Source organism: Pseudomonas sp. 2,4-D (assembly GCF_030418155.1).
GTDB lineage: Bacteria > Pseudomonadota > Gammaproteobacteria > Pseudomonadales > Pseudomonadaceae > Aquipseudomonas > Aquipseudomonas alloputida.
Genome location: NZ_JAUHUI010000029.1, coordinates 1 through 23,199, shown reverse-complemented (window position 1 = coordinate 23,199; position 23,199 = coordinate 1). Strand labels below are relative to the sequence as shown.

The window sequence follows — 23,199 nt, the reverse complement described above, 5'->3', positions numbered from 1 at the left end:
AATGCTTTATTGTGTGCAAGATGGCTGCGAGGGCTTCGCCCTCGTTCGCGGGTGAACCCGCTCCTACACAGGGACCGCACGGCTTTCAGGCGCTGCATGTTCTTTGTTGGGGCGGGTTACCCGCGAAGGGCCGCCAGCGGCCCCATTGGCACCGATTCCAAGGAGCAGTCCCGTGAAAGCCCTCGACCAACTCACCTTCGACAACCGCTTCGCCCGCCTGGGCGATGCGTTCTCCACCCAGGTGCTGCCCGAGCCCATTGCAGACCCGCGCCTGGTGGTAGCGAGCGAGTCGGCCATGGCCTTGCTCGACCTCGACCCCGCCCAGGCCGAGCTGCCGGTGTTCGCCGAACTGTTCAGCGGCCACAAACTGTGGGAAGAGGCCGACCCTCGGGCGATGGTTTATTCCGGCCACCAGTTCGGCTCGTACAACCCGCGTCTGGGCGACGGCCGTGGCCTGCTGCTGGCCGAAGTGCTCAACGACGCAGGCGAACACTGGGACCTGCACCTCAAGGGCGCTGGCCAGACACCCTACTCCCGCATGGGTGACGGCCGCGCCGTGCTGCGCTCGTCGATCCGCGAGTTTCTCGCCTCCGAAGCCCTGCACGCCCTGGGTATCGCTACCAGCCGGGCACTGTGCGTAATCGGTTCCAGCACCCCGGTGTGGCGCGAAACCCGTGAAAGTGCGGCCATGCTGACGCGTCTGGCGCAGAGCCATGTGCGTTTCGGTCATTTCGAGTACTTCTACTACACCAAGCAGCCCGAGCAGCAGCGCGTGTTGATCGACCATGTGCTGGAACAGCACTATCCCGAATGCCGTGACGCCGAGCAGCCTTACCTGGCCATGTTCCGCACCATCGTCGAGCGCAATGCCGAACTGATCGCCCGCTGGCAGGCGTATGGCTTCTGCCACGGCGTGATGAACACCGACAATATGTCGATCCTCGGCATCACCTTCGATTTTGGCCCCTATGCGTTCCTGGATGACTTCGACGCCAACTTCATCTGCAACCACTCCGACGATCGTGGCCGCTACAGCTACGCCAACCAGGTGCCCATCGCCCACTGGAACCTCAGCGCGCTGGCCCAGGCACTGACCACCGTGATCGAAGTTGAGCCACTGAAGGAAGCGTTGGGCCTGTTCCTACCGCTGTACCAGGCCCATTACCTGGACCTGATGCGCCGACGCCTGGGGCTGACCACTGCCGAAGATGATGACATGGTGCTGGTCGAGCGCCTGCTGCAGTGCATGCAACGCGGTGGCGTGGACTACAGCCTGTTCTTCCGCACACTGGGTGAGCAGCCGGTGGCCGAGGCGCTGAAGGTGGCGCGCGATGACTTTATCGACTTGGCCGGTTTCGATGCCTGGGGCGCAGACTACCTGGCCCGCTGTGGGCGTGAACCCGACAATGCTGAAGGCCGCCGTGAGCGGATGCATGCGGTAAACCCGCTGTACGTGTTGCGCAACTACCTGGCGCAGAAAGCCATCGAAGCGGCCGAGGCGGGGGACTACAGTGAAGTTCGACGGCTGCACCAAGTCCTGACCAGGCCTTTCGAGGAACAGCCCGGGATGCAGGCCTACGCCGAGCGACCGCCGGAGTGGGGCAAGCACCTGGAAATCAGCTGCTCTTCCTGATTAGCGCCGAATCCTGTGGGAGCGGGCTTGCCCGCGAAGCAGGCAACGTGATGGATTGCACCGGCTTCGCCGGTGTTCGCGGGCACGCCCGCTCCCACGAGGAAACCGTGAACCCAACACCGGAGATGAAATGACCGACCCACTGGTAATCCCCTGCCCCCACTGCAACGGCCTCAACCGCCTGCCCGCCGAGCGCCTGGGCGATGCGCCGAAATGCGGTCGCTGCAAACAGGACGTGCTGTTGAGCACCCCTTTCGAGCTCACCGAGGCCAGCTATGCCAGCCAGATCAAAGGCGACCTGCCGCTGCTGGTCGACATCTGGGCCGACTGGTGCGGCCCGTGCAAGTCATTCGCGCCCACCTTTGAAGAGGCCGCCCGGAAGCTTGCTGGCCGCTGCCGCCTGGCCAAGCTCGACAGCGAAGCCAACCGTAACCTCGCAGGGCAACTGGGCATACGCTCGATCCCCAGCCTGCTGCTGTTCAAGAACGGCCGTGAAGTCAGCCGCCAGGCCGGGGCGTTTCCACTCCAGTCCCTGCTGGAGTGGCTGCGTAACCACGGGATTTAAGCATTCTCCTCAAGCAGCGAATGCAACTCGACAAACTGCAGAGTCAGCTTGTGCCGCGGCTCCAGGTGAATCAGCGGCAGGCTGGCGTGGTGCGATTCGCGCATTTTCACCGAGCTGCCCAAGTACACCGGCAGCACCGGTAAACCTTCGGCCAGCAGCTCGTCGAGCATCTGCTGCGGCAGGCTGGCACGTGACTGGAACTGGTTCACAACGATGCCTTCGACCACCAGGTCTTCGTTGTGGTCTTCCTTGAGGTCTTCGATCTCGGCCAGCAGGCCATACAGGGCCTGGCGCGAAAAGCTGTCGCAGTCGAAGGGGATAAGCACGCGATCGGCAGCGATCAGCGCAGAAACCGCATAGAAATTAAGCGCCGGCGGGGTATCGATGTAGATACGCTCGTAATCCTCATCCAGCTCGTCGAGCAACTTGCGCAGCTTGTTGATCTTGTGTTTTGCCTCCAGCTTTGGCTGCAGGTCGGCCAGCTCGGCAGTGGCGGTGACAACATGCAGGTTGTCGAACGGGGTTTCGTAGATATCGACCTTGTTCTTCTTGCTGAACGGCCCGCTGGAAAGGCTTTGCTTGAAGAAGTCGGCGATGCCCATGGGGATGTCCTCGCCGGTCAGGCCGGTGAGGTATTGGGTCGAGTTCGCCTGGGCATCCAGGTCTATCAACAAGGTCCGGTAGCCTTCATTGGCACTGACCGCCGCCAGGTTGCAGGCAATGCTCGACTTGCCCACGCCACCTTTCTGATTGAACACCACGCGCCGCATGATTGACCTCCGTGTATCAACGAATGCCCGAGTATGTGGCGGCAGTGGGGCAATGACCAGTGCCATTTGACCGGCATCACGCCTGACCGACCACCTGCCCTGTCAACAACTCGGCAAATGCCTTGGCCATCACCGAATGACCACGCTCGCGCTGCACCAGCCACACCGCCGTCATCGCCTCTTCATCGAGCAAGGTGCGGTACACCACCCCTTCTATGCGCATGCGCTGGAACGATGCCGGCAACACCGACACCCCCAGCCCCGCCGAGACCAGGCCGATGATGGTCATCGCTTCCCCTGCCTCTTGCGCAAAATGGGGGCTGAAACCCGCATGCCGCGCCAGGCTCAGCAATTGTGCATGCAAGCCGCTGCCATAACTGCGCGGGAAGAACACGAAGGGCTCAGGGGCCAACGCCGCCATGTAGACGCCTTGCTCAGTGCCCTCGGCCAGCGGATGCGAGGCATTGATCACCGCCACCAACGGTTCTCGGAACAACTCGGTGGCCACCAACCCCTCCGGCAGCGGCATCGGCCGCATCAACCCCACCTCGATGGACTCGTCGAATACCCCTTCGGCAACGTCACGGCTGCTCATTTCCTTGAGGTTCAGGTGCACCGCCGGAAAGCGCTGACGGAAGGCATGAATGGCCTTGGGGATTTTCGAGGTGAACGGGGCCGAGGAAGTGAAACCGATTTTCATCTCCCCCAGCTCGCCCAACTGCGCACGCCGGGCAACATCCGCAGCCTTCTCCACCTGCGCCAATACCTGGCGCGCTTCCTCGAGGAACAATCGACCGGCCTCGCTCAGTTCTACACGACGGTTGGTACGATCGAACAACCGGGCCCCCAACTCCTGCTCCAGGGCCTGGATCTGCTGACTCAAGGGCGGCTGGGAAATACCCAGCTGCTGGGCGGCGCGGCCAAAGTGCAGCTCTTCGGCCACTGCAATGAAGTAACGCAGATGACGCAGTTCCATGATCCGCTCCAAACAAGTCGCCAAACATCTCAAATAGGTCGAACAATATATTGGATCTAATCGTTAGCCAGCTATATGCTTTTTTCATTGCGCCAGAGGTACCCGCCCGTGAAAACTGCAGTAGCTCCCCTCCTCCTTGAGCCAAAACCTGCCATCCTGACCGAAATGTGGATCGAAAAAGGCACACCCGCCTTCATGAAAACCGTGCTGGCCTTGTTCAGCGGCGGTTTCGCCACCTTCGCCCTGCTGTACTGCGTACAGCCGATGATGCCTCTGCTATCCAGGGAGTTTGCCATCAACGCGGCGCAGAGCAGCCTGGTGCTGTCGGTGTCCACCGCCATGCTGGCGTTCGGCCTGCTGATCACCGGCCCCATTTCTGACCGCATCGGACGCAAGCCCGTGATGGTGTTCGCGCTGGTCTGCGCCGCCCTGTCCACCTTGGCCAGCGCAGTGATGCCCAGCTGGGAGCTGGTACTGGCCACCCGCGCATTGGTCGGCCTGTCGCTGAGCGGCCTGGCGGCAGTGGCGATGACCTACCTGAGCGAAGAGATCCACCCGCAACACATTGGCCTGGCCATGGGCCTGTACATCGGCGGCAACGCGATTGGCGGCATGAGCGGGCGGCTCATCACGGGTGTACTGATCGACTTCGTCAGCTGGCACACGGCGATGCTGACCATCGGCGGCCTGGCCCTGGTGGCCGCGCTGGTGTTCTGGAAGGTGCTGCCGGAATCACGCAATTTCCGCGCACAGACGATGAACCCACGCAGCCTGCTGGACGGTTTTGTCATGCACTTCAAAGATGCAGGCCTGCCCTGGCTGTTCCTTGAAGCCTTCCTGCTGATGGGCGCCTTCGTCACGCTGTTCAACTACATCGGCTACCGCCTGCTGGCCGAGCCCTACCACATGAATCAGGCACTGGTCGGCTTGCTGTCGGTGGTTTACCTGTCGGGCATCTACAGTTCGGCACAGGTCGGCGCCCTGGCGGACAAGCTGGGACGGCGCAAGGTGTTCTGGGCCAGTATCGTGGTAATGGCGGTTGGCTTGCTGATGACGCTGGCCAGTCCACTGGTGATGGTGATCGTGGGCATGCTGGTGTTCACCTTCGGCTTCTTTGGTGCGCACTCGGTGGCCAGCAGCTGGATCGGCCGCCGGGCGCTGAAGGCCAAGGGGCAGGCGTCGTCGCTGTACCTGTTCTGCTACTACGCTGGCTCCAGCGTGGCCGGTACGGCGGGCGGGGTGTTCTGGCACCAGTGGGGCTGGAACGGGATCGGGCTGTTCATTGGCAGCTTGCTGGCGGTGGCATTGCTGGTGGCGTTACACCTGAGCAAGTTACCACCCAAAACGGTGTGATGCATTCGTGGGCACGCCCGCACCCACAATCTGTGGGGGCGGGCGTGCCCACGAAGAGGCCATCAGATCAGTTGATGATCTCGACAATATCCACATCCACTTCCCGGCTCATCAGGTGCTTTTCCACCTCACCGGTCAGCTTCACCTTGGTCTTGTCGTTGAACGGCGTCGGCGGCAAGTCCTCATCGTCGATCTCAACAGTGATGGTGCCGGTGTTGTCCTTGAACTCGTACTTGTCGTCGTTGTTGATCTTCTTGGTCACGAAGCCCTGCAGCACAACCGGGGTGTCATCGGCGGCGTCGTTCGCGGCGGCAACCGTGGTTACCGACTGTGCGCCAGGGCCGGTGTAGCCAGCGGCAAATGCGCCCGTGCTGAACAATGGGGCGAGGATGAGGGCGAGATGACGGATTTTCATGAGGATCGGGTCCTGTTTCGGTTTCGATGGGGCCAGATTAACGACGATCGCTGAATTAAAACTTAATGCAAAATAAAAAGCCCGGCACATGGCCGGGCTTTTGGTTTCCGCGTGTCACCTCACTGGTGATACTGCGCCGACAGCTCGTGCACGGCGCTGATGAACACGCCGGCATGCTCCGGGTCGACTTCCGGGGTAATGCCATGGCCAAGGTTGAACACATGGCCAGTGCCGTGGCCATAGCTGGCCAGGATGCGCGCCACTTCCTTGCGAATGGCCTCGGGCTTGGCGTAAAGCACGGTCGGATCCATGTTGCCTTGCAAGGCTACTTTGTCACCCACGCGGCGGCGGGCGTCGCCGATCTCGCAGGTCCAGTCCAGGCCCAGTGCGTCGGCACCTGCGTCGGCGATGCTTTCCAGCCACAAACCACCATTCTTGGTGAACAGGATCACCGGCACCTTGCGCCCCTCGTGCTCGCGGATCAGGCCGCTGACGATCTTGCGCATGTAGGCCAGTGAGAACTCCTGGTAGGCCGCCGCCGACAGGTTGCCGCCCCAGGTGTCGAAGATCTGCACGGCCTGGGCCCCGGCAAGGATCTGGCCGTTTAGGTAGCTGGTGACCGACTGGGCCAGCTTGTCCAGCAGCAGGTGCAGGGCTTGCGGGTTGTCGTAGGCCATGGCCTTGGTCTTGCGGAAGTCCTTCGACGAGCCGCCTTCGACCATGTAGGTGGCCAGGGTCCACGGGCTGCCGGAGAAGCCGATCAACGGCACACGGCCATTGAGCTCACGGCGAATGGTGCTGACCGCGTCCATCACGTAACCGAGGTCTTTCTGTGGGTCCGGGACTGGCAGCGCTTCGATGTCGGCGGGGGTGCTGATGACCTTCTTGAAACGCGGACCTTCACCGGTTTCGAAGTACAGGCCCAGGCCCATGGCATCAGGAATGGTAAGGATGTCCGAGAACAGGATCGCTGCGTCCAGCGGGTAGCGGTCCAGCGGCTGCAGGGTGACCTCGCAGGCGAACTGCGGGTTCATGCACAGGCTCATGAAGTCACCGGCCTTGGCGCGGCTGGCGCGGTACTCCGGCAGGTAGCGGCCGGCCTGGCGCATCATCCACACCGGGGTAACGTCTACGGGTTGCTTGAGCAGTGCACGCAGGAAACGATCGTTCTTCAGGGCAGTCATGTCGGCATCCGGAAAAATAGTGCGGGCATTTTCTCAGACACCAGCGCAAAAGGCACGGCCATGGCCATGTGTTTTGTCTATTGGATGCCACAGATCAAGCATTATTGTATACAAAAGCTTCGCGGGCATACCTGCCCCCACGGGTTCTGCGCTTAACCCTGCGGGAGCGGGCATGCCCGCGAACAGGTCGAACGTCAGACTTCGAGGTAGTCCAGGATACCCTCGGCAGCCGTACGCCCTTCGAAGATCGCAGTCACCACCAGGTCCGAACCGCGCACCATGTCGCCACCAGCAAACACTTTCGGGTTGCTGGTCTGGTGCTTGAACTTGCCCTTCTCCGGGGCAACCACACGGCCCTGGCTGTCCAGCTGAATGCCATGCTGTTCAAACCACGGCGCAGGGCTCGGGCGGAAGCCGAAGGCGATTACCACGGCGTCTGCCGGCAGGATCTCTTCGGAGCCCGGGATTGGCTCAGGGCTGCGGCGGCCACGGGCATCAGGCTCGCCCAGGCGGGTCTCGACCACTTTGACGCCTTCGACCTTGTCCTCACCCACAATGGCAATGGGCTGGCGGTTGTAGAGGAACTTCACGCCCTCTTCCTTGGCGTTCTTCACCTCTTTGCGCGAACCCGGCATGTTGGCTTCGTCACGACGATAAGCACAGGTCACCGCCTTGGCACCCTGACGGATCGAGGTACGGTTGCAGTCCATCGCGGTGTCACCACCGCCCAGCACCACCACTTTCTTGCCCTGCATGTCGACGAAGTCTTCCGGCGACTTCTCGAAACCCAGGTTGCGGTTGACGTTGGCGATCAGGAAGTCCAGTGCGTCATGCACGCCCGGCAGGTCTTCACCCGGGAAGCCGCCTTTCATGTAGGTGTAGGTACCCATGCCCATGAACACCGCGTCGTACTCGGCGAGCAGCTGTTCCATGGTCACGTCCTTGCCCACCTCGGTGTTCAGGCGGAACTCGATGCCCATGCCGGTGAACACTTCACGGCGGTTGCTGAGCACGGTCTTTTCCAGCTTGAACTCGGGGATACCGAAGGTCAGCAGGCCACCGATCTCAGGGTTTTTGTCGAACACCACCGGGGTTACCCCGGCGCGCACCAGCACGTCGGCGCAGCCCAGGCCCGCCGGGCCGGCGCCGATGATGGCAACGCGCTTGCCGGTTGGCTTGACCTTGGACATGTCCGGACGCCAGCCCATGGCGAAGGCGGTGTCGGTGATGTACTTCTCCACCGAGCCGATGGTCACCGCGCCAAAACCGTCGTTCAGGGTGCAGGCACCCTCGCACAGGCGGTCTTGCGGGCAAACACGGCCGCATACTTCCGGCAGGGTGTTGGTCTGGTGCGACAGTTCCGCCGCAGCCAGGATGTTGCCTTCGGAGACCAGCTTCAACCAGTTGGGGATGAAGTTGTGTACAGGGCACTTCCACTCGCAATAGGGGTTACCGCAGCCCAGGCAGCGGTGCGCCTGCTCCACGGACTGCTGCGGCTTGAACGGTTCGTAGATTTCCACGAACTCTTTCTTGCGCTGGCGCAGCAGCTTTTTTTTCGGGTCCTTTCGGCCCACTTCGATGAACTGGAAGTCGTTATTCAGACGTTCAGCCATTTTTCAAAACCTCTTTACAGCAGCTGCAAGCTACACGCTGCAAGCCGCAAGACGATCACTTAAGCCGGGCAAACCTCGTACTGCCATTACCTGCAGCTCGAGGCTTGCCACTTGCAGCTGTTTTTACTGCGGGTTGGCACGGGTGCTGGACAACAGCTGCTTCAGGTTGGCTGCCTTCGGCTTGACCAGCCAGAAGCGCCGCACGTAGTCGTCCAGGTTCTCCGAGAGCTCGCGCCCCCACTCGCTGCCGGTCTCATCCACATACTCGGCAAGGACACGCGCCAGGTGGCTACGGTAGGCCTCCATCGCTTCGCCACTGATACGCTGGATTTCCACCAGCTCGTGGTTGAGCTTGTCGACGAAGCTGTTGTCCATGTCGAGCACGTAGGCAAAGCCGCCAGTCATGCCAGAACCGAAGTTGTAACCGGTCTTGCCCAGAACGCAGACAAAGCCGCCGGTCATGTATTCACAGCAGTGATCGCCAGTGCCCTCAACAACAGCATGGGCGCCGGAGTTACGTACAGCGAAGCGCTCGCCCGCAGTGCCTGCGGCAAACAGCTTGCCGCCAGTGGCACCGTACAGGCAGGTGTTGCCGACGATGGCGCTGTGCTGGGTTTCGAACGGGCTGCCGGCTGGCGGCACGATGGTGATCTTGCCACCGGTCATGCCTTTGCCGACGTAATCGTTGGCGTCGCCTTCCAGGTGCAGGTTCAGGCCACCGGCGTTCCACACACCAAAGCTCTGGCCCGCAGTCCCCTTGAAGCGGAAGGTGATCGGCGCCGCGGCCATGCCCTGGTTGCCGTGCAGGCGGGCGATTTCGCCCGACACACGCGCACCAATGGAGCGGTCGCAGTTGCAGATGTCGAGGCTGAACTCGCCACCCGCCTGGTCGCGGATGGCCGGCATGGCCATATCAACCATCTTCTCGGCCAACTCGCCCAGGTCAAACGGCGGGTTCTTGTCGACTTCGCAGAACTGCGGTTTGTCCGCAGGAATGTGCGAGCTGCCCAGCAGCGGCGACAGGTCCAGGTATTGCTGGCGTTCGGTGTCACCTGGCAGTACTTCGAGCAGGTCGGTACGGCCGATCAACTCGCCAAGGCTGCGCACACCCAGCTTGGCCAACCACTCGCGGGTTTCTTCGGCGACAAAGGTGAAGAAGTTGATCACCATGTCGACGGTGCCGATGTAGTGGTCCTTGCGCAGCTTGTCGTTCTGGGTGGCCACGCCGGTGGCGCAGTTGTTCAGGTGGCAGATGCGCAGGTACTTGCAGCCCAGGGCAATCATTGGCGCGGTACCAAAGCCGAAGCTTTCGGCGCCGAGGATGGCCGCCTTGATCACGTCCAGGCCGGTTTTCAGGCCGCCGTCGGTCTGCACCCGTACCTTGCCACGCAGGTCGTTGCCGCGCAGGGTCTGGTGGGTTTCCGCAAGGCCCAGCTCCCAAGGGGCGCCGGCGTATTTGATCGAGGTCAGCGGCGAAGCACCGGTACCACCGTCGTAACCGGAGATGGTGATTAGGTCGGCATAGGCCTTGGCCACACCCGCGGCGATGGTGCCCACGCCTGCTTCGGCTACCAACTTGACCGATACCAGCGCCTGTGGGTTGACCTGCTTGAGGTCGTAGATCAGCTGGGCCAGATCTTCGATCGAGTAGATGTCATGGTGGGGCGGTGGCGAGATCAGGGTCACGCCCGGTACCGCATAACGCAGCTTGGCGATCAGGCCGTTGACCTTTCCGCCCGGCAACTGGCCGCCCTCACCCGGCTTGGCGCCCTGGGCAACCTTGATCTGCAGCACTTCGGCGTTGACCAGATACTCCGGGGTCACACCAAAACGGCCGGTGGCCACCTGCTTGATCTTCGAGCTCTTGATGGTGCCATAGCGCGACGGGTCTTCGCCGCCTTCACCAGAGTTGGAGCGTGCGCCCAGGCGGTTCATGGCCTCGGCCAGCGCTTCGTGGGCTTCCGGCGACAGTGCACCCAGCGAGATACCCGCCGAGTCGAAACGCTTGAGAATCGCCTCCAGCGGCTCGATCTGCTCCAGCGCCAGCGGCTGGTCGGCCACTTTCACCTTGAGCAAGTCACGAATCATCGACACCGGGCGCTGGTCCACCAGCGTGGTGTATTCCTTGAACTTGGCGTAGTCGCCCTGCTGCACGGCGGCTTGCAGGGTGTTGACCACGTCCGGGTTGTAGGCGTGGTATTCGCCGCCGTGGACGAACTTCAGCAGGCCACCTTGCTGGATCGGCTTGCGAGCGCTCCAGGCTTCGGCCGCCAGCAGCTTCTGGTCGTTCTCCAGGTCTTCGAAGCGCGCACCCTTGATGCGGCTGGACACGCCCTTGAAGCTCAGGCCGACCACTTCCTCGGCCAGGCCGATGGCTTCGAACAGCTGTGCACCGCGGTACGAGGCGATGGTGGAGATACCCATCTTGGACAGAATCTTCAGCAGGCCCTTGGAGATACCTTTGCGGTAGTACTTGAACACTTCGTCCAGGTCACCCAGCACTTCGCCGGTACGGATCAGGTCAGCCAGTACTTCATACGCCAGGTACGGGTAAACGGCCGAGGCACCGAAGCCCAGCAGCACGGCGAAGTGATGCGGATCACGGGCGGTAGCGGTTTCCACCAGGATGTTGCTGTCGCAACGCAGGCCCTGTTCGGTCAGGCGGTGGTGCACTGCACCAACGGCCAGCGAAGCGTGCACCGGCAGCTTGCCCGGGGCGATATAACGGTCGCTCAGCACCAGCTGGGTCTTGCCCCCACGCACAGCTTCTTCGGCCTGGTCGGCAATGTTGCGGATGGCCGCTTCCAGGCCAACGCCCTGCTCATAGTTGAGGTCGATCAGCTGGCGGTCGAAGCCTTCGCGCTCCAGGTTCATCAGCGAACGCCACTTGGCGGGCGAGATGACAGGCGAGCTGAGGATTACCCGCGAAGCGTGCTCCGGGGACTCCTGAAAGATGTTGCGCTCGGCACCCAGGCAGATTTCCAGCGACATCACGATCGCTTCGCGCAGCGGGTCGATCGGCGGGTTGGTCACCTGAGCGAACTGCTGGCGGAAGAAGTCGTACGGCGAACGCACGCGTTGCGACAGCACGGCCATCGGCGTGTCGTCACCCATCGAGCCAACGGCTTCCTGGCCCTGCTCACCTAACGGGCGCAGTACCTGGTCACGCTCTTCGAAGGTGACCTGGAACATCTTCATGTATTGCTTGAGCTGGTCAGCGTCGTAGCTGGCCACACCCTGGTCGTCGGTCAGCGTCGCCTGGATACGCGTAGCGTGCTGGCGCAACCAGCGCTTGTACGGGTGCCGCGACTTCAGGCGGTTGTCGATGGCGTCGGTGTCGAGAATCTGGCCGGTTTCGGTGTCCACGGCAAGGATCTGGCCCGGGCCGACACGGCCCTTGGCCAGCACTTCCTCAGGCTGATAGCCCCATACGCCGATTTCCGAGGCGATGGTGATGTAACCATTGGTGGTGGTCACCCAGCGCGCCGGGCGCAGACCGTTACGGTCGAGCAGGCACACCGCGTGGCGGCCTTCGGTCATGACGATACCGGCCGGGCCATCCCACGGCTCCATGTGCATGGAGTTGTATTCGTAGAAGGCGCGCAGGTCGGCGTCCATGGTCTCGACGTTCTGCCACGCTGGCGGTACCAGCATGCGCACGCCGCGGAACAGATCGATGCCACCGGTGACCATCAGTTCCAGCATGTTGTCCATGCTGGACGAGTCGGAACCGACGCGGTTGACCAGCGGGCCGAGCTCTTCGAGGTCCGGGATCTGGTCATTGGCGAACTTGGTGCGACGAGCCACGGCCCAGTTGCGGTTACCGGTGATCGTGTTGATCTCGCCGTTGTGGGCGAGGAAGCGGAACGGCTGCGCCAGCGGCCATTTCGGCAGGGTGTTGGTGGAGAAGCGCTGGTGGAACACGCAGATCGCGGTTTGCAGGCGCTCATCACCCAGGTCTGGATAAAACGCCGCGAGATCGCGCGGCATCATCAGGCCTTTGTAGATGATGGTCTTGTGCGAGAAGCTGCAGATGTAGTGGTCGGCGTCGTGGGCGTTGGCCACCGACGAACGACGACGGGCACTGAACAGCTTGATGGCGAATTCCTGGTCGCTCAGGCCTTCACCGCCAATGAACACCTGCTCGATCTGCGGCAGGCGCTCCAGGGCCAGGCGGCCGAGGACGCTGGTGTCGATCGGCACCTTGCGCCAGCCGACCAGTTTCAGGCCGGCGGCGAGGATCTCGCGGTCCATGTTGGCGCGGGCAGCTTCGGCTTTGACCGGGTCCTGGTTGAAGAACACCATGCCGACGGCGTACTGCTTGGGCAGCTCGACAGCGAAGTGCTCCTGGGCCATGGCACGCAGGAATTGATCGGGCTTCTGCATGAGCAGACCGCAACCGTCACCGGTCTTGCCGTCGGCATTGATGCCGCCGCGGTGGGTCATGCACGTCAGCGCCTGCATGGCAGTTTGCAGAAGGTGGTGGCTCGGCTCACCCGTCATATGGGCGATCAGGCCAAAACCACAGTTGTCCTTGAATTCTTCGGGATGGTACAGACCTGTTTTCATAGACACATTCTCACCAGGTTCACCTCTCAACGGAGGTAAATCTCTTTTTTAACAACCACTTACCATCCACGCCGATCAAACGCCAGCTTTTTTGCGGTGGTCATGGAAAACCATTGTTGCACAGCGACAGCGACGCCCACAAATTTTCATGTCTCATACCTGAAAATTTATGTCGCAATTTTGAATGTTTTTGCGCCATGCGCCGTGATAGCGGCTTGGCTCGAGTCTGAAGCGTTTCAGCCATGACTGCAACTAGGGGCTTGTGGCCGGCAGTCCGGGACAGAAAAGCCTGCCGCGCTCGGGCGCAGCAGGCTAGTCGAAAGCTAGAATTCGCTTAGCTACTGGGCGGCGGGGTGATGCCGCCCGGAAGGTATCAGCGGGCCGTGGCCAGCTCTTGTTGGACGCTGCCGACGGTACGTGGCCAAGGTTTACCAGCCTGGACCTTCGCTGGCAAGTTCTTGATTGCCGCAACCGCTGCGTCGCGGTTGGCGAAACTGCCGTAAGTCACGACGTACAAGGGCTTGCCCTGCAGGTTTTTCTTGAAGTAGCGATAGTCGCCACCCTGGGCCTTGACGTAAGCCTGGGCCGACGCCTCGGAGCTGGTACCAAGGATCTGCACCACATAATTGCCCGGCTTCTGTCCGGCATACCAGCCACTGTTGCCAGCGCCAGCGGCGGCTGGTTTTTCGGCAGCTTTGGCAGCCGGCTTGGCCACGGCGACCTGGGTCGGCGCCGGCGCTGGCTTGGCCGGCGCAACCGGCTTGGCGGGCTGGGTTGCAACAGGCTTCGGTGCAGGCGCAACCGACTGCACGGGCTGGGCAGGCGCAGGCGCCGGGCCAGCCGGCACACCTTGGGGCGGCGCGATGGTAGTTACGGTCGGTGGCGGGTTGCCAGGCTGCAGCGCGGTGTCGACAGCCGGGCCTCCCTCTTCACCCTCGCCCATGCCTGCGGCCTGGGCCAGCGGCTCGCGCATCACCGGCTGCGACTGGCCAACCAATGGCAGCGGCATTGGCTGGGACGAGCCAGAGAACTCGATGGCAGCACCCTGCTTGCCGTCACCCAGCGGCAACTGGGCCTGGGCGGCCGGCGCTTCGGCAGGGGCCTTGTCGCCTTTCTTGGGCATCAATACCGCGGCCGCAACGGCAACCACGACCACAGCGGACAGCGCGAGCACATGTTTTTTAGGCATCTTGAACCCCATGGTTGGTCGCTTGGCCGTCGAGCGGCTGGCGATCATGGCTTCGATCAAAGTGTCACGGGCGACCTGATTGATGTTGCCAGGCCAGCCGTCGGAGTTTTCATGGATATCGGCGATCTGTTCACGGCTGAACACCTCGATGCCCCGACCAGCCCCTTCCAGGCGCTGTTCCAGGTACTCGCGGGTTTCTTCTTCACTGTAGGGGGCAAGCTCGATGATGTGGAAACGTTCTTCCTCGACATTGAGCTCATCCAGCCCGGCAATCAGCGATGGCTCACCGAACAGAAACACGTGCGGACGCCCTTCAGGTACTCCCGCCGCCAATTCCAGCAACGCTTGGAGTGCCGACTCGTCGAGTTGTTCCGCATCGTCCACCAGCAAATACACTTCCTGCCCGGTCAGTGCCAGCTGCACCACCTTCGACAGGATCGCCTGCACCTCGGGCTGGGCCACACCCAGCTCCTGCGCAACCTGCGCGAGCATACTGGAGGCATCGCTGGCGCTGCGGGCCGACACCACCACACTTTGCACAGTCTGCTTGTTGGTGCTGGCCACCAGGGCCTGGCGCAGTAGCGACTTGCCGCTGCCCAACGGGCCGCTGACCACCAGCATCAACTGGCTATAGCGCGCCAGGTGGTGCAGTTGGCCAAGCACCGGTTTGCGCTGGGCCGGGAAGAACTTGAAGCCAGGTACGCGGGGCGCGAACGGATCATGGCTCAACTGGTAATGGTCGAGAAAGGCCTCATCGGCATGCAAACTTGTCATTGCGCTGTCACAACCTCAAAGCTGGGCCACGATCGCGCGGTAATCCGCCGACAGCGTGGCCTGAAGAATCTCTTTCGAATAGTCGTCGGTCACCACGGCCTCGCCCATCTGGCGCAGCAGCACCAGACGCAAACGACCGTCGAGCACCTTCTTGTCGACCGCCATGTGCTCCATGAAATGCGCCGGGGTCATTTCCTGTGGTGGCACCACCGGCAAACCTGCGTCCTGCAACAGGCGGATTCCACGATCACGCTCAGCCTGGTCGATCCAGCCAAGGCGCATGGACATTTCCAGGGCCATCACTGTGCCCGCCGCGACAGCCTCGCCGTGCAGCCACACGCCATAGCCCATATGGGTTTCGATAGCATGCCCGAAGGTATGCCCCAGGTTCAGCGTGGCCCGTACGCCCGACTCGCGCTCGTCAGCACCCACCACTGCGGCCTTGGCCGCGCAAGAGCGGCGGATGGCCTCGGTCAGTGCTGCCGAATCGAGGGCACGCAGTGCCTGCATATTGTCTTCGAGCCAGGCGAGGAACGGCTTGTCGCAAATCAGGCCGTACTTGATCACTTCGGCCAGGCCTGCAGACAGCTCGCGCGCTGGCAGGGTCTTGAGGCTGGTGGTATCGATCAGCACCGCATTGGGCTGATAGAACGCACCGACCATGTTCTTGCCCAGCGGATGATTGATGCCGGTCTTGCCCCCCACGGAAGAGTCGACCTGGGACAACAGGGTAGTCGGCACCTGGATGAAGTCGACGCCGCGCTGGTAGCAGGCAGCTGCGAAACCAGCCATGTCACCAATCACGCCACCACCCAGAGCGACCACAGTAGTACGACGATCATGGCGGGCTGTCAGCAGGCCATCGAAGATCAGCTGCAATGTTTCCCAGTTCTTGTGGGCTTCACCATCGGGCAACACCACTGGCAGTACCGAGTAGGCACCGAGGGTCTTGCTCAGGCGTTCGAGATACAGCGGCGCTACGGTCTCGTTGGAAACGATGGCAACCTGCCGACCCGCAATGTGCGGCGCCAGCAGCTCAGGCTGGTCCAGCAGGCCTTCGCCAATGTAGATCGGGTAGCTACGCTCGCCCAGGTCGACCTTTAGTGTCTGCATGTATCCCCACAATGTACTTGGGCGCGGCGCCATCCGGCGACCTGCGCGGTAACGTTGAGCCTCGCCTCGGCGCTGGAGGCCGAGAATAGTCCCGGGTTAACGGGGCGGCAACTGCTGCAAGCGCTCGAGAATATCGATCACCACCATGCGTGGTGGCCGCTCGTCGGTTTCAACCACCAGGTCGGCGATCTCGCGGTAGAGCGGGTCGCGGGTTTCCAGCAAGGTGCGCAAGGTCGCCTCGGGATTGGCCGTGCGCAGCAGCGGGCGATTGCGGTCGCGCGCGGTGCGACCGACTTGCTGCTCGACCGAAGCATGCAGGTAGATCACCCGGCCACCCTGATGCAGCGCCTGCCGGTTGGCTTCGCGCATCACAGCGCCACCGCCGGTGGCCAGAACTACACCGTCAAGCGCGCACAACTCGGCAATCATCGCTTGCTCGCGATCACGGAAACCCGGCTCGCCTTCCTTGTCGAATATCCACGGGATGTTTGCGCCGCATCGCAGTTCGATTTCCTTGTCGGAATCCTTGAACAGCAGGCGCAGCTCTTTGGCCAACAGGCGTCCGATGGTGCTTTTACCAGCGCCCATGGGCCCCACAAGTATCAAATTTCGCACAGAATCAACGACTCACAGCAATCGCCTGGTCACTCATGATACGCGGAGTCAGGAAGACCAGCAGCTCGGATTTTTTCTCTTGTAATGCATCGCGTCGAAACAGCCGCCCAACATACGGCAGATCGCCGAAAAATGGCACCTTGTCGACCACATTGTTTTGCGAAGTCGAGTAGACGCCACCGATCACGATCGTTTCGCCATCAGCCACGCGCACCTTGGCATTGACCTCGTTCTTGCGGATCGGCGGTACGTTGTTCAAGGCATTGACGTAATCCGGCTCGTCCTTGGTCACCCTGACGGTCATGATCACCTTGTTGTCCGGGGTGATCTGTGGCGTTACTTCCAGCGACAGCGAGGCTTCGCGAAACGATACCGAGGTAGCGCCGCTTTGGCTCGTTTCCTGGTAAGGCACCTCGGTACCCTTGAGTATCCTCGCCGTTTCCTTGTCGGCCGTGACCACCTTGGGCTGCGAAATGATCTCGCCGTTGCCGCTTTTTTCCATGGCACTGAGCTCCAGGTCCAGCAACACGTCACCGCGCAACAAACCCAGGCCGATACTGCTGCCGGCACGCTCCAGACCGAGGTCGACGAACAGCTCCTTGCCGGGCCGCAGTTTCTCGCCGTACAGCGGCCCACCCCAGCGTACCCCCAGGCTTTTCTCATAATCGACGTTGGCTTCGACGATACGCGCCTCGATCGCTACCTGACGCACCGGCACATCCAACTGCGCCACCAGCTGGCGCATCTCGGCCAGGCGGTCAGCGGGCAGGTACACCACCAACGTATTGGTGCGCTCATCGACACTCAAGCTAGCCGGAGGGATGCCGTCACCCTCCAGGCCCGCCAGCAGCAACTGCGCAAGATCGGCGGCCTTGGCGTGGTGAATGGGCAGCAGCTCTCGACGCAATGGCTGCAGGTGCGCATCCAGCGCCTGACTCACCCGGGCGTCTGCCGATTGCGCGGCAAACTCGGCTGCAGGTGCCACCAACAGCACATTGCCCTCCTGGCGCCGGGACAGGCCCTTGCTGCGCAGCACCAGGTCAAGCGCCTGATCCCACGGCACGTCCTGCAAACGCAAAGTGACACTGCCTTTTACTGCATCACTGGCGACCAGGTTGACGCCAGCGTAGTCAGCCAGCACCTGCAGCACCGCACGCACCTCAACATCCTGGAAGTTCAGCGACAGGGGTTCACCCTGGTAAGGCGTCGCCGAAGCCAGCGGTATCGACAGCAGGGTTGCCAACAGGTAGTTCATCCACGTTTTCATTCGGGTCCGAGGCCTCCTTGCCCAGGCGCTTGGTGAGGGTGATGAACGCCGTGCGCTCGTGCCATACCCCCGCCATGAACAGCCGTTCACGCACTTCGACCTGACGTTGGTCTACATGCATCACTACCCCCTGATCACGCCCTACCCGGTCGCCCGGGCGTACGCGATAGAGCTTGCCAGCCGCCATCAGCAGTGCCTCGTGTGCCGCCCCGCGCGCCAGGCTGCCGACCATTTCCAGCTGCGCCAACGGCACGCCGACCAGCCCGGCGCTGGCTGCTCGCGCCGCAGCGGGCGCAAACGGGTCCACTTCAGGCGCAGCCATTGCGGCCCTTGCCGGCAGGTGCGCCAGTATTGCAGGTGCCTTCATGGGCGTAGCCGCGTGATAGGCATCAACCCGCAACTGCAGACGCAACAGTCCAGGCTGGCGATCAACGTTTGCCAGGCTCATGTCACCGCTGCGCAGAATCCGCGCCTGCCCTAACCAGTCGTCCAGCCACAGCCGCAAGGCCGGATAACGCCCCACCACTTGCACCACCAGCGGTACCTTGCTGAATCCGGCCTGTTGCTCACCCTCCTCTACATCGAGGCGTTCGACAAGCAAGCCATGTGCATGCCCCGACACTGCCAGCCGTTCAAGCAGGTCGCTCATGCTCTCCCCGGCGGCCAGATACCAGTGCGCCTCTTGCAACCGCTGCTCGGCAATCAACACTAAAGCCTTCAGCCGCTCCAGTTCGGCCAACTGCACTGCATTGGCTGCCTGCAGCTGGTTCAACTCGACATGCCTGGCATCCTCCCGCGCCTGCTGTTGTAACAGGGCAGGCAGGCGCATCGCGCAGCCCAGGCTAAACAGCACCACAGCTACCAGCGCTGGCGCCAACCGTCGGAAGCGGCCTGAGCCCTCGACCACCGCCAGCCAAGCGAGCATCTGCGCTGTACTCACGACCAGAACGCCGCAACGCGAGCGGTGAGCAGAAACTCATCGCCGTCCGGCAGGCTCTTGATGCGCTTGAGCTCCAGATCGAGCAAAACGTTCGAGCGGTTCAAGTCGCGCATGAACTGCGCCACCACAGCACCGGAGGCAGCCAACCCTGTCACCTGCAAGCGGCCACTATCAAGGCTCAGGCCGATTAGCTGCACACCTTCAGGCAGCGCTCCTTCAAGGTCGGCGAAGACACCGGCCAATACACCCTGATGGGCGCGCAGGCCCTCCAGGGCCACCGCACGGGCAAGTAGGGCTTCATGCTGTGCACGCACTTCGGCCAGTGGCTGCAACTGCTCATCCTGTATATCAAGGGTCGCTTGGCGCTGGGTATTGGCCAGCACCTGCTGCTGCCCGCGTTGGCGGGCCAGCTGATCGACCAGCATCACGGCGCACAAAGCCAATAGTGCGCCAGCAATCAACTGGCCTCGAAAACGCCGCAGCGCCGCCTGACGCTGCCGTTCGCGCCAGGGCAGAAGGTTCAGCCGCATCATGGGCGCAGCCCTCCCAAGGCCAAGGCGCAGGCCAGGAGCATCGCCCCATCAACATGTTCCAGCCTTGCCAGCCCAGGCAGGTAGGTACACGGCACATTCAGCCGGCTGCCAAGGGCTTGTAGCCAGCCCGAATTGATCGATAAGCTGCTGGCAACCCACAACCCCGCAGGCAGGCTCTGCCCGACCAGTAGAGCCTGGAGACGCTCTGGCCATTGTCCGTTCATGTCCGGGCCAGTCGACTGCAGCTCACAGCGCTGGTACGCCCTGCCCGGCTGCCAGTCATGAAGGGTTACGCTGCGGGTTTCGACACGCAGCAGTGCTGCTCCCTCAAGGCCACCCTGTGGCAACATGCGGCGCAAGGCAATGTTGTCGACCTCGACGGCTTCCAACTGCAAGCCTGCCTCCTCGACGACGGCTTCGAGTGACGCCAGCGCACTCTGCCGACAGGCAGCAACCATTACCTCGGAGCAACCCGGCTGGTCATGGGAAGCCCCCATGACCTGAAAATCCAAGGCCAGGTCTTCCAGCGGAAACGGAAACAGCCGCTCTGCATCGGCAAGCAGCTGTGCCTCCAACTGCGCCCCACCCTGCTCCACCGGCATATGGCACAACTTGCAGATAACCTGACTGGCCGGCAGTGCCAGCGCTACCCGGCGTTGCCTGAGGCCGCTGCGCCGGTAAGCCCGCTGCAGCGCAGCCACCACCACCCCAGGCGCCTCAGCCCAGTCATCGGCCAGCGGCGCCTGAAACAGCTCTTGTGCCGACCCCATCACGCGGCAGCGTCGATTGCGCTGCTGCAGTTGCATTATCCGAACGGCGTCGGGCGTAATTTCCACCCCCACGAGTGAACCGGCATCCTTGCCGAAGCGTCCAAACATCGCGACTCCTTTGCTGTCTGTTGCAGCTGCCAAGCGCAGCCACCTGTCGCAACCCCGCGGCAACACTGGGCCAGGGCTACCCATCGAGTCGACGAGTAGCCTGGCCGGTCACCCGGAAAGGCGAAAAATGCTTATAATGCCCAGCGTTTTTTGGTCCACCGGACCTGCGTGCAATCCACTCCCAACCTGGACACCGAAAAGCCTTGATACGTCTGCTGAAGTTCTTCTGGTGGTCTTCCGTCGCAGTCATCTGCGCGCTCGTACTCGGTGTGAGCGGTGCGTTTCTGTATCTTAGTCCCAGCCTGCCCTCGGTCGAGTCCCTCAGAAGCATCCAGTTGCAGATCCCCCTCAGGGTGTACAGCAGCGATGGCAAGCTGATTGCCGAATTCGGCGAAATGCGCCGCTCGCCGATCCGCTTCGCGGAAATTCCCCCACAATTCATTCAGGCGCTGCTGTCAGCAGAGGACGACAATTTCCTCAACCACTACGGTGTCGACCCCAGCAGCCTGATGCGCGCAGCAACCCAGCTGGTGAAAACCGGTCATATCCAGACCGGCGGCAGCACCATCACCATGCAGGTGGCGAAGAACTTCTTTCTCACCAGCGAGCGCAGCTTCTCACGCAAGACCAACGAGATCCTGCTGGCCCTGCAGATCGAGCGTGAGCTGACCAAGGACGAAATCCTCGAGCTGTACGTGAACAAGATCTACCTGGGCAACCGGGCCTACGGTATCGATGCAGCTGCGCAGGTGTACTACGGCAAGTCCATCCGTGACGTGAGCCTGGCGCAGATGGCGATGATCGCCGGCCTGCCCAAGGCACCGTCGCGCTTCAACCCGCTGGCCAACCCGGTGCGCGCCAAAGAGCGCCGCGACTGGATCCTCGGGCGCATGTACAAGCTGGGCAAGATCGACCAGGCCAGCTACGAGGCCGCTCTGGCCGAGCCGCTCAACGCCAGCTATCACGTGCCGACGCCTGAGGTGAATGCCCCGTACATTGCCGAAATGGCCCGCGCGGAAATGGTCGGCCGCTACGGCAGCGACGCCTACACCGAAGGCTTCCGCGTCACGACCACCGTGCCTAGCGACATGCAGGAAATGGCCAACAAGGCCGTCCTCAAGGGCCTCTCCGATTACGATGAGCGCCACGGCTACCGTGGCCCTGAAGCACGCTTCCCGGGCCGCACCCAGGCAGCGTGGCTGCAGGAGCTGGGCAAGCAACGCACCCTTGGCGGCCTGGAGCCAGCCATTGTCACCCAGGTGGAACACACCGGCCTCAAGGTGCTGACCCGTGACGGCCAAGAGGCGCAGGTTGCCTGGGACACCATGAAATGGGCGCGCCCGTTCATCAACAACAACGCCCAGGGCCGTTCGCCGCAGTCGCCGGCCGACGTGGCCCAGGTCGGTGACCTGGTGCGCCTGCAACGCCTTGACGATGGCACATTGAAGTTCAGCCAGGTGCCCGTTGCGCAGAGCGCCCTGGTCACCCTCGACCCGAACAGCGGCGCCATCCGCGCCCTGGTCGGCGGTTTCTCGTTCGAGCAGAGCAACTACAACCGCGCCGTGCAGGCCAAGCGCCAACCGGGCTCAAGTTTCAAACCATTCATCTACAGCGCCGCGCTGGACAGCGGCTACACCGCTTCCAGCCTGGTAAATGATGCGCCGATCGTGTTCGTTGACGAGTCAGTGGATAAAGTGTGGCGACCGAAGAACGATACCAACACCTTCCTCGGCCCTATCCGCATGCGTGAGGCGCTGTACAAGTCACGTAACCTGGTGTCGATCCGCCTGCTGCAAGCCATGGGCGTGGACCGCACCATCGACTACATCGCCAAGTTCGGCTTCAACAAACAGGACCTGCCGCGCAACCTGTCGCTGGCCCTGGGCACCGCCACCCTGACCCCGATGGAAATCGCCACCGGCTGGAGCACCTTTGCCAACGGTGGGTACAAGATCACCCCGTACCTGATCGACCGCATCGAGAGCCGCAGCGGCGAGACACTGTTCACCGCCAACCCGGCCCGCGTACCGCAAGGTGCCGAAGACCAGGCGGGCCTGGCCGCACCCGAGCAGCCAATCAGCACTGCGGCCATGCCAGGCGAGGCACCTTCTGCCTTCAGCCAGGTGGCCGCGGCATCGCAAGCGCCGGCAGTGGCTGAACAAATCATCGACGGGCGTACCACCTACATTCTCACCAGCATGCTGCAGGACGTGATCAAGCGCGGCACCGGCCGCCGGGCGCTGGCCTTGGGCCGCACCGACCTGGCGGGCAAGACGGGTACGACCAACGAATCCAAGGACGCCTGGTTCTCCGGTTACAACGCCGATTACGTGACTACCGTTTGGGTCGGCTTCGATCAGCCGGAAACCCTCGGCCGCCGCGAATATGGTGGGACCGCGGCACTGCCGATCTGGATAAGTTTCATGGGCGCAGCGCTCAAGGACAAGCCTGCGCATGCCCCGGCAGAGCCGGAAGGCATTCTCAGCTTGCGCGTCGACCCGGTCAGTGGGCGCGCAGCATCGCCGAGCACACCAAATGCCTACTTCGAGCTGTTCAAAGCCGAAGACTCGCCGCCGTCGGTGAACGAACTGGGCAATGGCGCGGTACCGGGCAGCCCGCTGCCAGCCGATGAAGCGACACCGATGGAGCTGTTTTAAGGCAGGGCGCCTGACTCAGGTTTTGCGTGGACGCGTGAATCGAGCGCCGCGCGGGCGGCGCTCGATCTGATAGGCGCCACAAGCGCCCTGACGAACACCTTGCAGCCCTGACACATTCCCAAGCCCCAACAAAAAGCCCCGGCTCATGCGAGCCG

The 23,199-nt window shown here is 62.4% G+C and carries 17 protein-coding genes; 4 read left to right on the top strand and 13 right to left on the bottom strand.

What is annotated here, in order from left to right; all coding sequences use genetic code 11:
• Positions 1-172 precede the first annotated feature (172 nt).
• The gene (gene selO / locus QYE47_RS19010) at positions 173-1,633 is read left to right on the top strand and encodes a protein adenylyltransferase SelO (RefSeq protein WP_070384441.1); all 1,461 of its coding nucleotides are present in this window, start codon (positions 173-175) and stop codon (positions 1,631-1,633) included.
• Positions 1,634-1,763: 130 nt separating this feature from the next.
• Positions 1,764-2,198 carry a thioredoxin TrxC gene (gene trxC / locus QYE47_RS19005; protein WP_014592703.1) on the top strand — a complete coding sequence of 145 codons (435 nt, stop codon included), beginning with the start codon at positions 1,764-1,766 and terminating at the stop codon, positions 2,196-2,198.
• On the opposite strand, the gene QYE47_RS19000 is transcribed toward trxC, so the two are convergent.
• Together QYE47_RS19000 and QYE47_RS18995 are read right to left on the bottom strand one after the other, a co-directional pair.
• Complete coding sequence (locus tag QYE47_RS19000) at positions 2,195-2,968, bottom strand: ParA family protein (protein ID WP_003249168.1); 774 nt, start codon at positions 2,966-2,968, stop codon at positions 2,195-2,197. The genes trxC and QYE47_RS19000 overlap by 4 nt on opposite strands.
• A gap of 76 nt (positions 2,969-3,044) precedes the next feature.
• The gene (locus QYE47_RS18995; protein ID WP_010955618.1) at positions 3,045-3,944 is read right to left on the bottom strand and encodes a LysR family transcriptional regulator; all 900 of its coding nucleotides are present in this window, start codon (positions 3,942-3,944) and stop codon (positions 3,045-3,047) included.
• Positions 3,945-4,109: 165 nt separating this feature from the next.
• Here QYE47_RS18995 and QYE47_RS18990 point away from each other — a divergent pair, with 165 nt between their 5' ends.
• Positions 4,110-5,297 (top strand): MFS transporter, encoded by a 1,188-nt coding sequence (locus tag QYE47_RS18990; protein ID WP_223843617.1) that lies wholly within the window; start codon positions 4,110-4,112, stop codon positions 5,295-5,297.
• 67 nt (positions 5,298-5,364) lie between these two features.
• On the opposite strand, the gene QYE47_RS18985 is transcribed toward QYE47_RS18990, so the two are convergent.
• The 11 genes from QYE47_RS18985 to pilM all read right to left on the bottom strand — a co-directional run bounded on the left by QYE47_RS18985 (position 5,365) and on the right by pilM (position 20,387).
• Positions 5,365-5,712, bottom strand: a complete 348-nt coding sequence (locus QYE47_RS18985) for a YgiW/YdeI family stress tolerance OB fold protein (protein ID WP_014592705.1) — start codon at positions 5,710-5,712, stop codon at positions 5,365-5,367.
• Between the two features lie 119 nt (positions 5,713-5,831).
• Positions 5,832-6,896 carry a uroporphyrinogen decarboxylase gene (gene hemE / locus QYE47_RS18980; RefSeq protein ID WP_014592706.1) on the bottom strand — a complete coding sequence of 355 codons (1,065 nt, stop codon included), beginning with the start codon at positions 6,894-6,896 and terminating at the stop codon, positions 5,832-5,834.
• Between the two features lie 194 nt (positions 6,897-7,090).
• Entirely contained in the window at positions 7,091-8,509 is a 1,419-nt protein-coding gene (locus QYE47_RS18975) for an FAD-dependent oxidoreductase (RefSeq protein WP_003249156.1), read from the bottom strand.
• Between the two features lie 123 nt (positions 8,510-8,632).
• A complete protein-coding gene (gene gltB / locus QYE47_RS18970; protein WP_014592707.1) occupies positions 8,633-13,078 on the bottom strand; it encodes a glutamate synthase large subunit in 4,446 nt (1,481 codons plus the stop codon).
• Positions 13,079-13,451: 373 nt separating this feature from the next.
• Complete coding sequence (locus tag QYE47_RS18965; RefSeq protein ID WP_019439128.1) at positions 13,452-15,041, bottom strand: SPOR domain-containing protein; 1,590 nt, start codon at positions 15,039-15,041, stop codon at positions 13,452-13,454.
• Between the two features lie 15 nt (positions 15,042-15,056).
• Positions 15,057-16,154 carry a 3-dehydroquinate synthase gene (gene aroB / locus QYE47_RS18960; RefSeq protein WP_041166613.1) on the bottom strand — a complete coding sequence of 366 codons (1,098 nt, stop codon included), beginning with the start codon at positions 16,152-16,154 and terminating at the stop codon, positions 15,057-15,059.
• A gap of 96 nt (positions 16,155-16,250) precedes the next feature.
• On the bottom strand, positions 16,251-16,769 hold the full coding sequence (gene aroK / locus QYE47_RS18955) for a shikimate kinase AroK (RefSeq protein ID WP_010955625.1): 519 nt from the start codon (positions 16,767-16,769) through the stop codon (positions 16,251-16,253).
• Positions 16,770-16,773: 4 nt separating this feature from the next.
• Positions 16,774-18,036 (bottom strand): type IV pilus secretin PilQ, encoded by a 1,263-nt coding sequence (locus tag QYE47_RS18950; protein ID WP_019439130.1) that lies wholly within the window; start codon positions 18,034-18,036, stop codon positions 16,774-16,776.
• Positions 17,960-18,961: a pilus assembly protein PilP gene (locus tag QYE47_RS18945; RefSeq protein WP_014592711.1), complete on the bottom strand. Its 1,002-nt coding sequence runs from the start codon at positions 18,959-18,961 to the stop codon at positions 17,960-17,962. The genes QYE47_RS18950 and QYE47_RS18945 overlap by 77 nt, the downstream gene beginning before the upstream one ends.
• Before the next feature lie 11 nt (positions 18,962-18,972).
• Complete coding sequence (locus tag QYE47_RS18940; RefSeq protein ID WP_010955628.1) at positions 18,973-19,509, bottom strand: PilN domain-containing protein; 537 nt, start codon at positions 19,507-19,509, stop codon at positions 18,973-18,975.
• On the bottom strand, positions 19,506-20,387 hold the full coding sequence (gene pilM, locus QYE47_RS18935) for a type IV pilus biogenesis protein PilM (protein ID WP_019439131.1): 882 nt from the start codon (positions 20,385-20,387) through the stop codon (positions 19,506-19,508). The genes QYE47_RS18940 and pilM overlap by 4 nt, the downstream gene beginning before the upstream one ends.
• 203 nt (positions 20,388-20,590) lie before the next feature.
• On the opposite strand from pilM, the gene QYE47_RS18930 reads away from it, so the two are divergent.
• Complete coding sequence (locus tag QYE47_RS18930) at positions 20,591-23,044, top strand: penicillin-binding protein 1A (RefSeq protein ID WP_070384442.1); 2,454 nt, start codon at positions 20,591-20,593, stop codon at positions 23,042-23,044.
• Positions 23,045-23,199: the final 155 nt, after the last annotated feature.

What these genes read in the sequence shown, in the direction of transcription:
- QYE47_RS18950 (WP_019439130.1), bottom strand. Translation starts at nt 18,036, where the DNA reads ATGAAAACGTGGATGAACTACCTGTTGGCAACCCTGCTGTCGATACCG.
- QYE47_RS18975 (WP_003249156.1), bottom strand. Translation starts at nt 8,509, where the DNA reads ATGGCTGAACGTCTGAATAACGACTTCCAGTTCATCGAAGTGGGCCGA.
- hemE (WP_014592706.1), bottom strand. Translation starts at nt 6,896, where the DNA reads ATGACTGCCCTGAAGAACGATCGTTTCCTGCGTGCACTGCTCAAGCAA.
- QYE47_RS18985 (WP_014592705.1), bottom strand. Translation starts at nt 5,712, where the DNA reads ATGAAAATCCGTCATCTCGCCCTCATCCTCGCCCCATTGTTCAGCACG.
- QYE47_RS19000 (WP_003249168.1), bottom strand. Translation starts at nt 2,968, where the DNA reads ATGCGGCGCGTGGTGTTCAATCAGAAAGGTGGCGTGGGCAAGTCGAGC.
- QYE47_RS18990 (WP_223843617.1), top strand. Translation starts at nt 4,110, where the DNA reads ATGTGGATCGAAAAAGGCACACCCGCCTTCATGAAAACCGTGCTGGCC.
- trxC (WP_014592703.1), top strand. Translation starts at nt 1,764, where the DNA reads ATGACCGACCCACTGGTAATCCCCTGCCCCCACTGCAACGGCCTCAAC.
- pilM (WP_019439131.1), bottom strand. Translation starts at nt 20,387, where the DNA reads ATGTTTGGACGCTTCGGCAAGGATGCCGGTTCACTCGTGGGGGTGGAA.
- gltB (WP_014592707.1), bottom strand. Translation starts at nt 13,078, where the DNA reads ATGAAAACAGGTCTGTACCATCCCGAAGAATTCAAGGACAACTGTGGT.
- QYE47_RS18940 (WP_010955628.1), bottom strand. Translation starts at nt 19,509, where the DNA reads ATGATGCGGCTGAACCTTCTGCCCTGGCGCGAACGGCAGCGTCAGGCG.
- QYE47_RS18995 (WP_010955618.1), bottom strand. Translation starts at nt 3,944, where the DNA reads ATGGAACTGCGTCATCTGCGTTACTTCATTGCAGTGGCCGAAGAGCTG.
- aroB (WP_041166613.1), bottom strand. Translation starts at nt 16,154, where the DNA reads ATGCAGACACTAAAGGTCGACCTGGGCGAGCGTAGCTACCCGATCTAC.
- QYE47_RS18965 (WP_019439128.1), bottom strand. Translation starts at nt 15,041, where the DNA reads ATGACAAGTTTGCATGCCGATGAGGCCTTTCTCGACCATTACCAGTTG.
- QYE47_RS18945 (WP_014592711.1), bottom strand. Translation starts at nt 18,961, where the DNA reads ATGCTCGCTTGGCTGGCGGTGGTCGAGGGCTCAGGCCGCTTCCGACGG.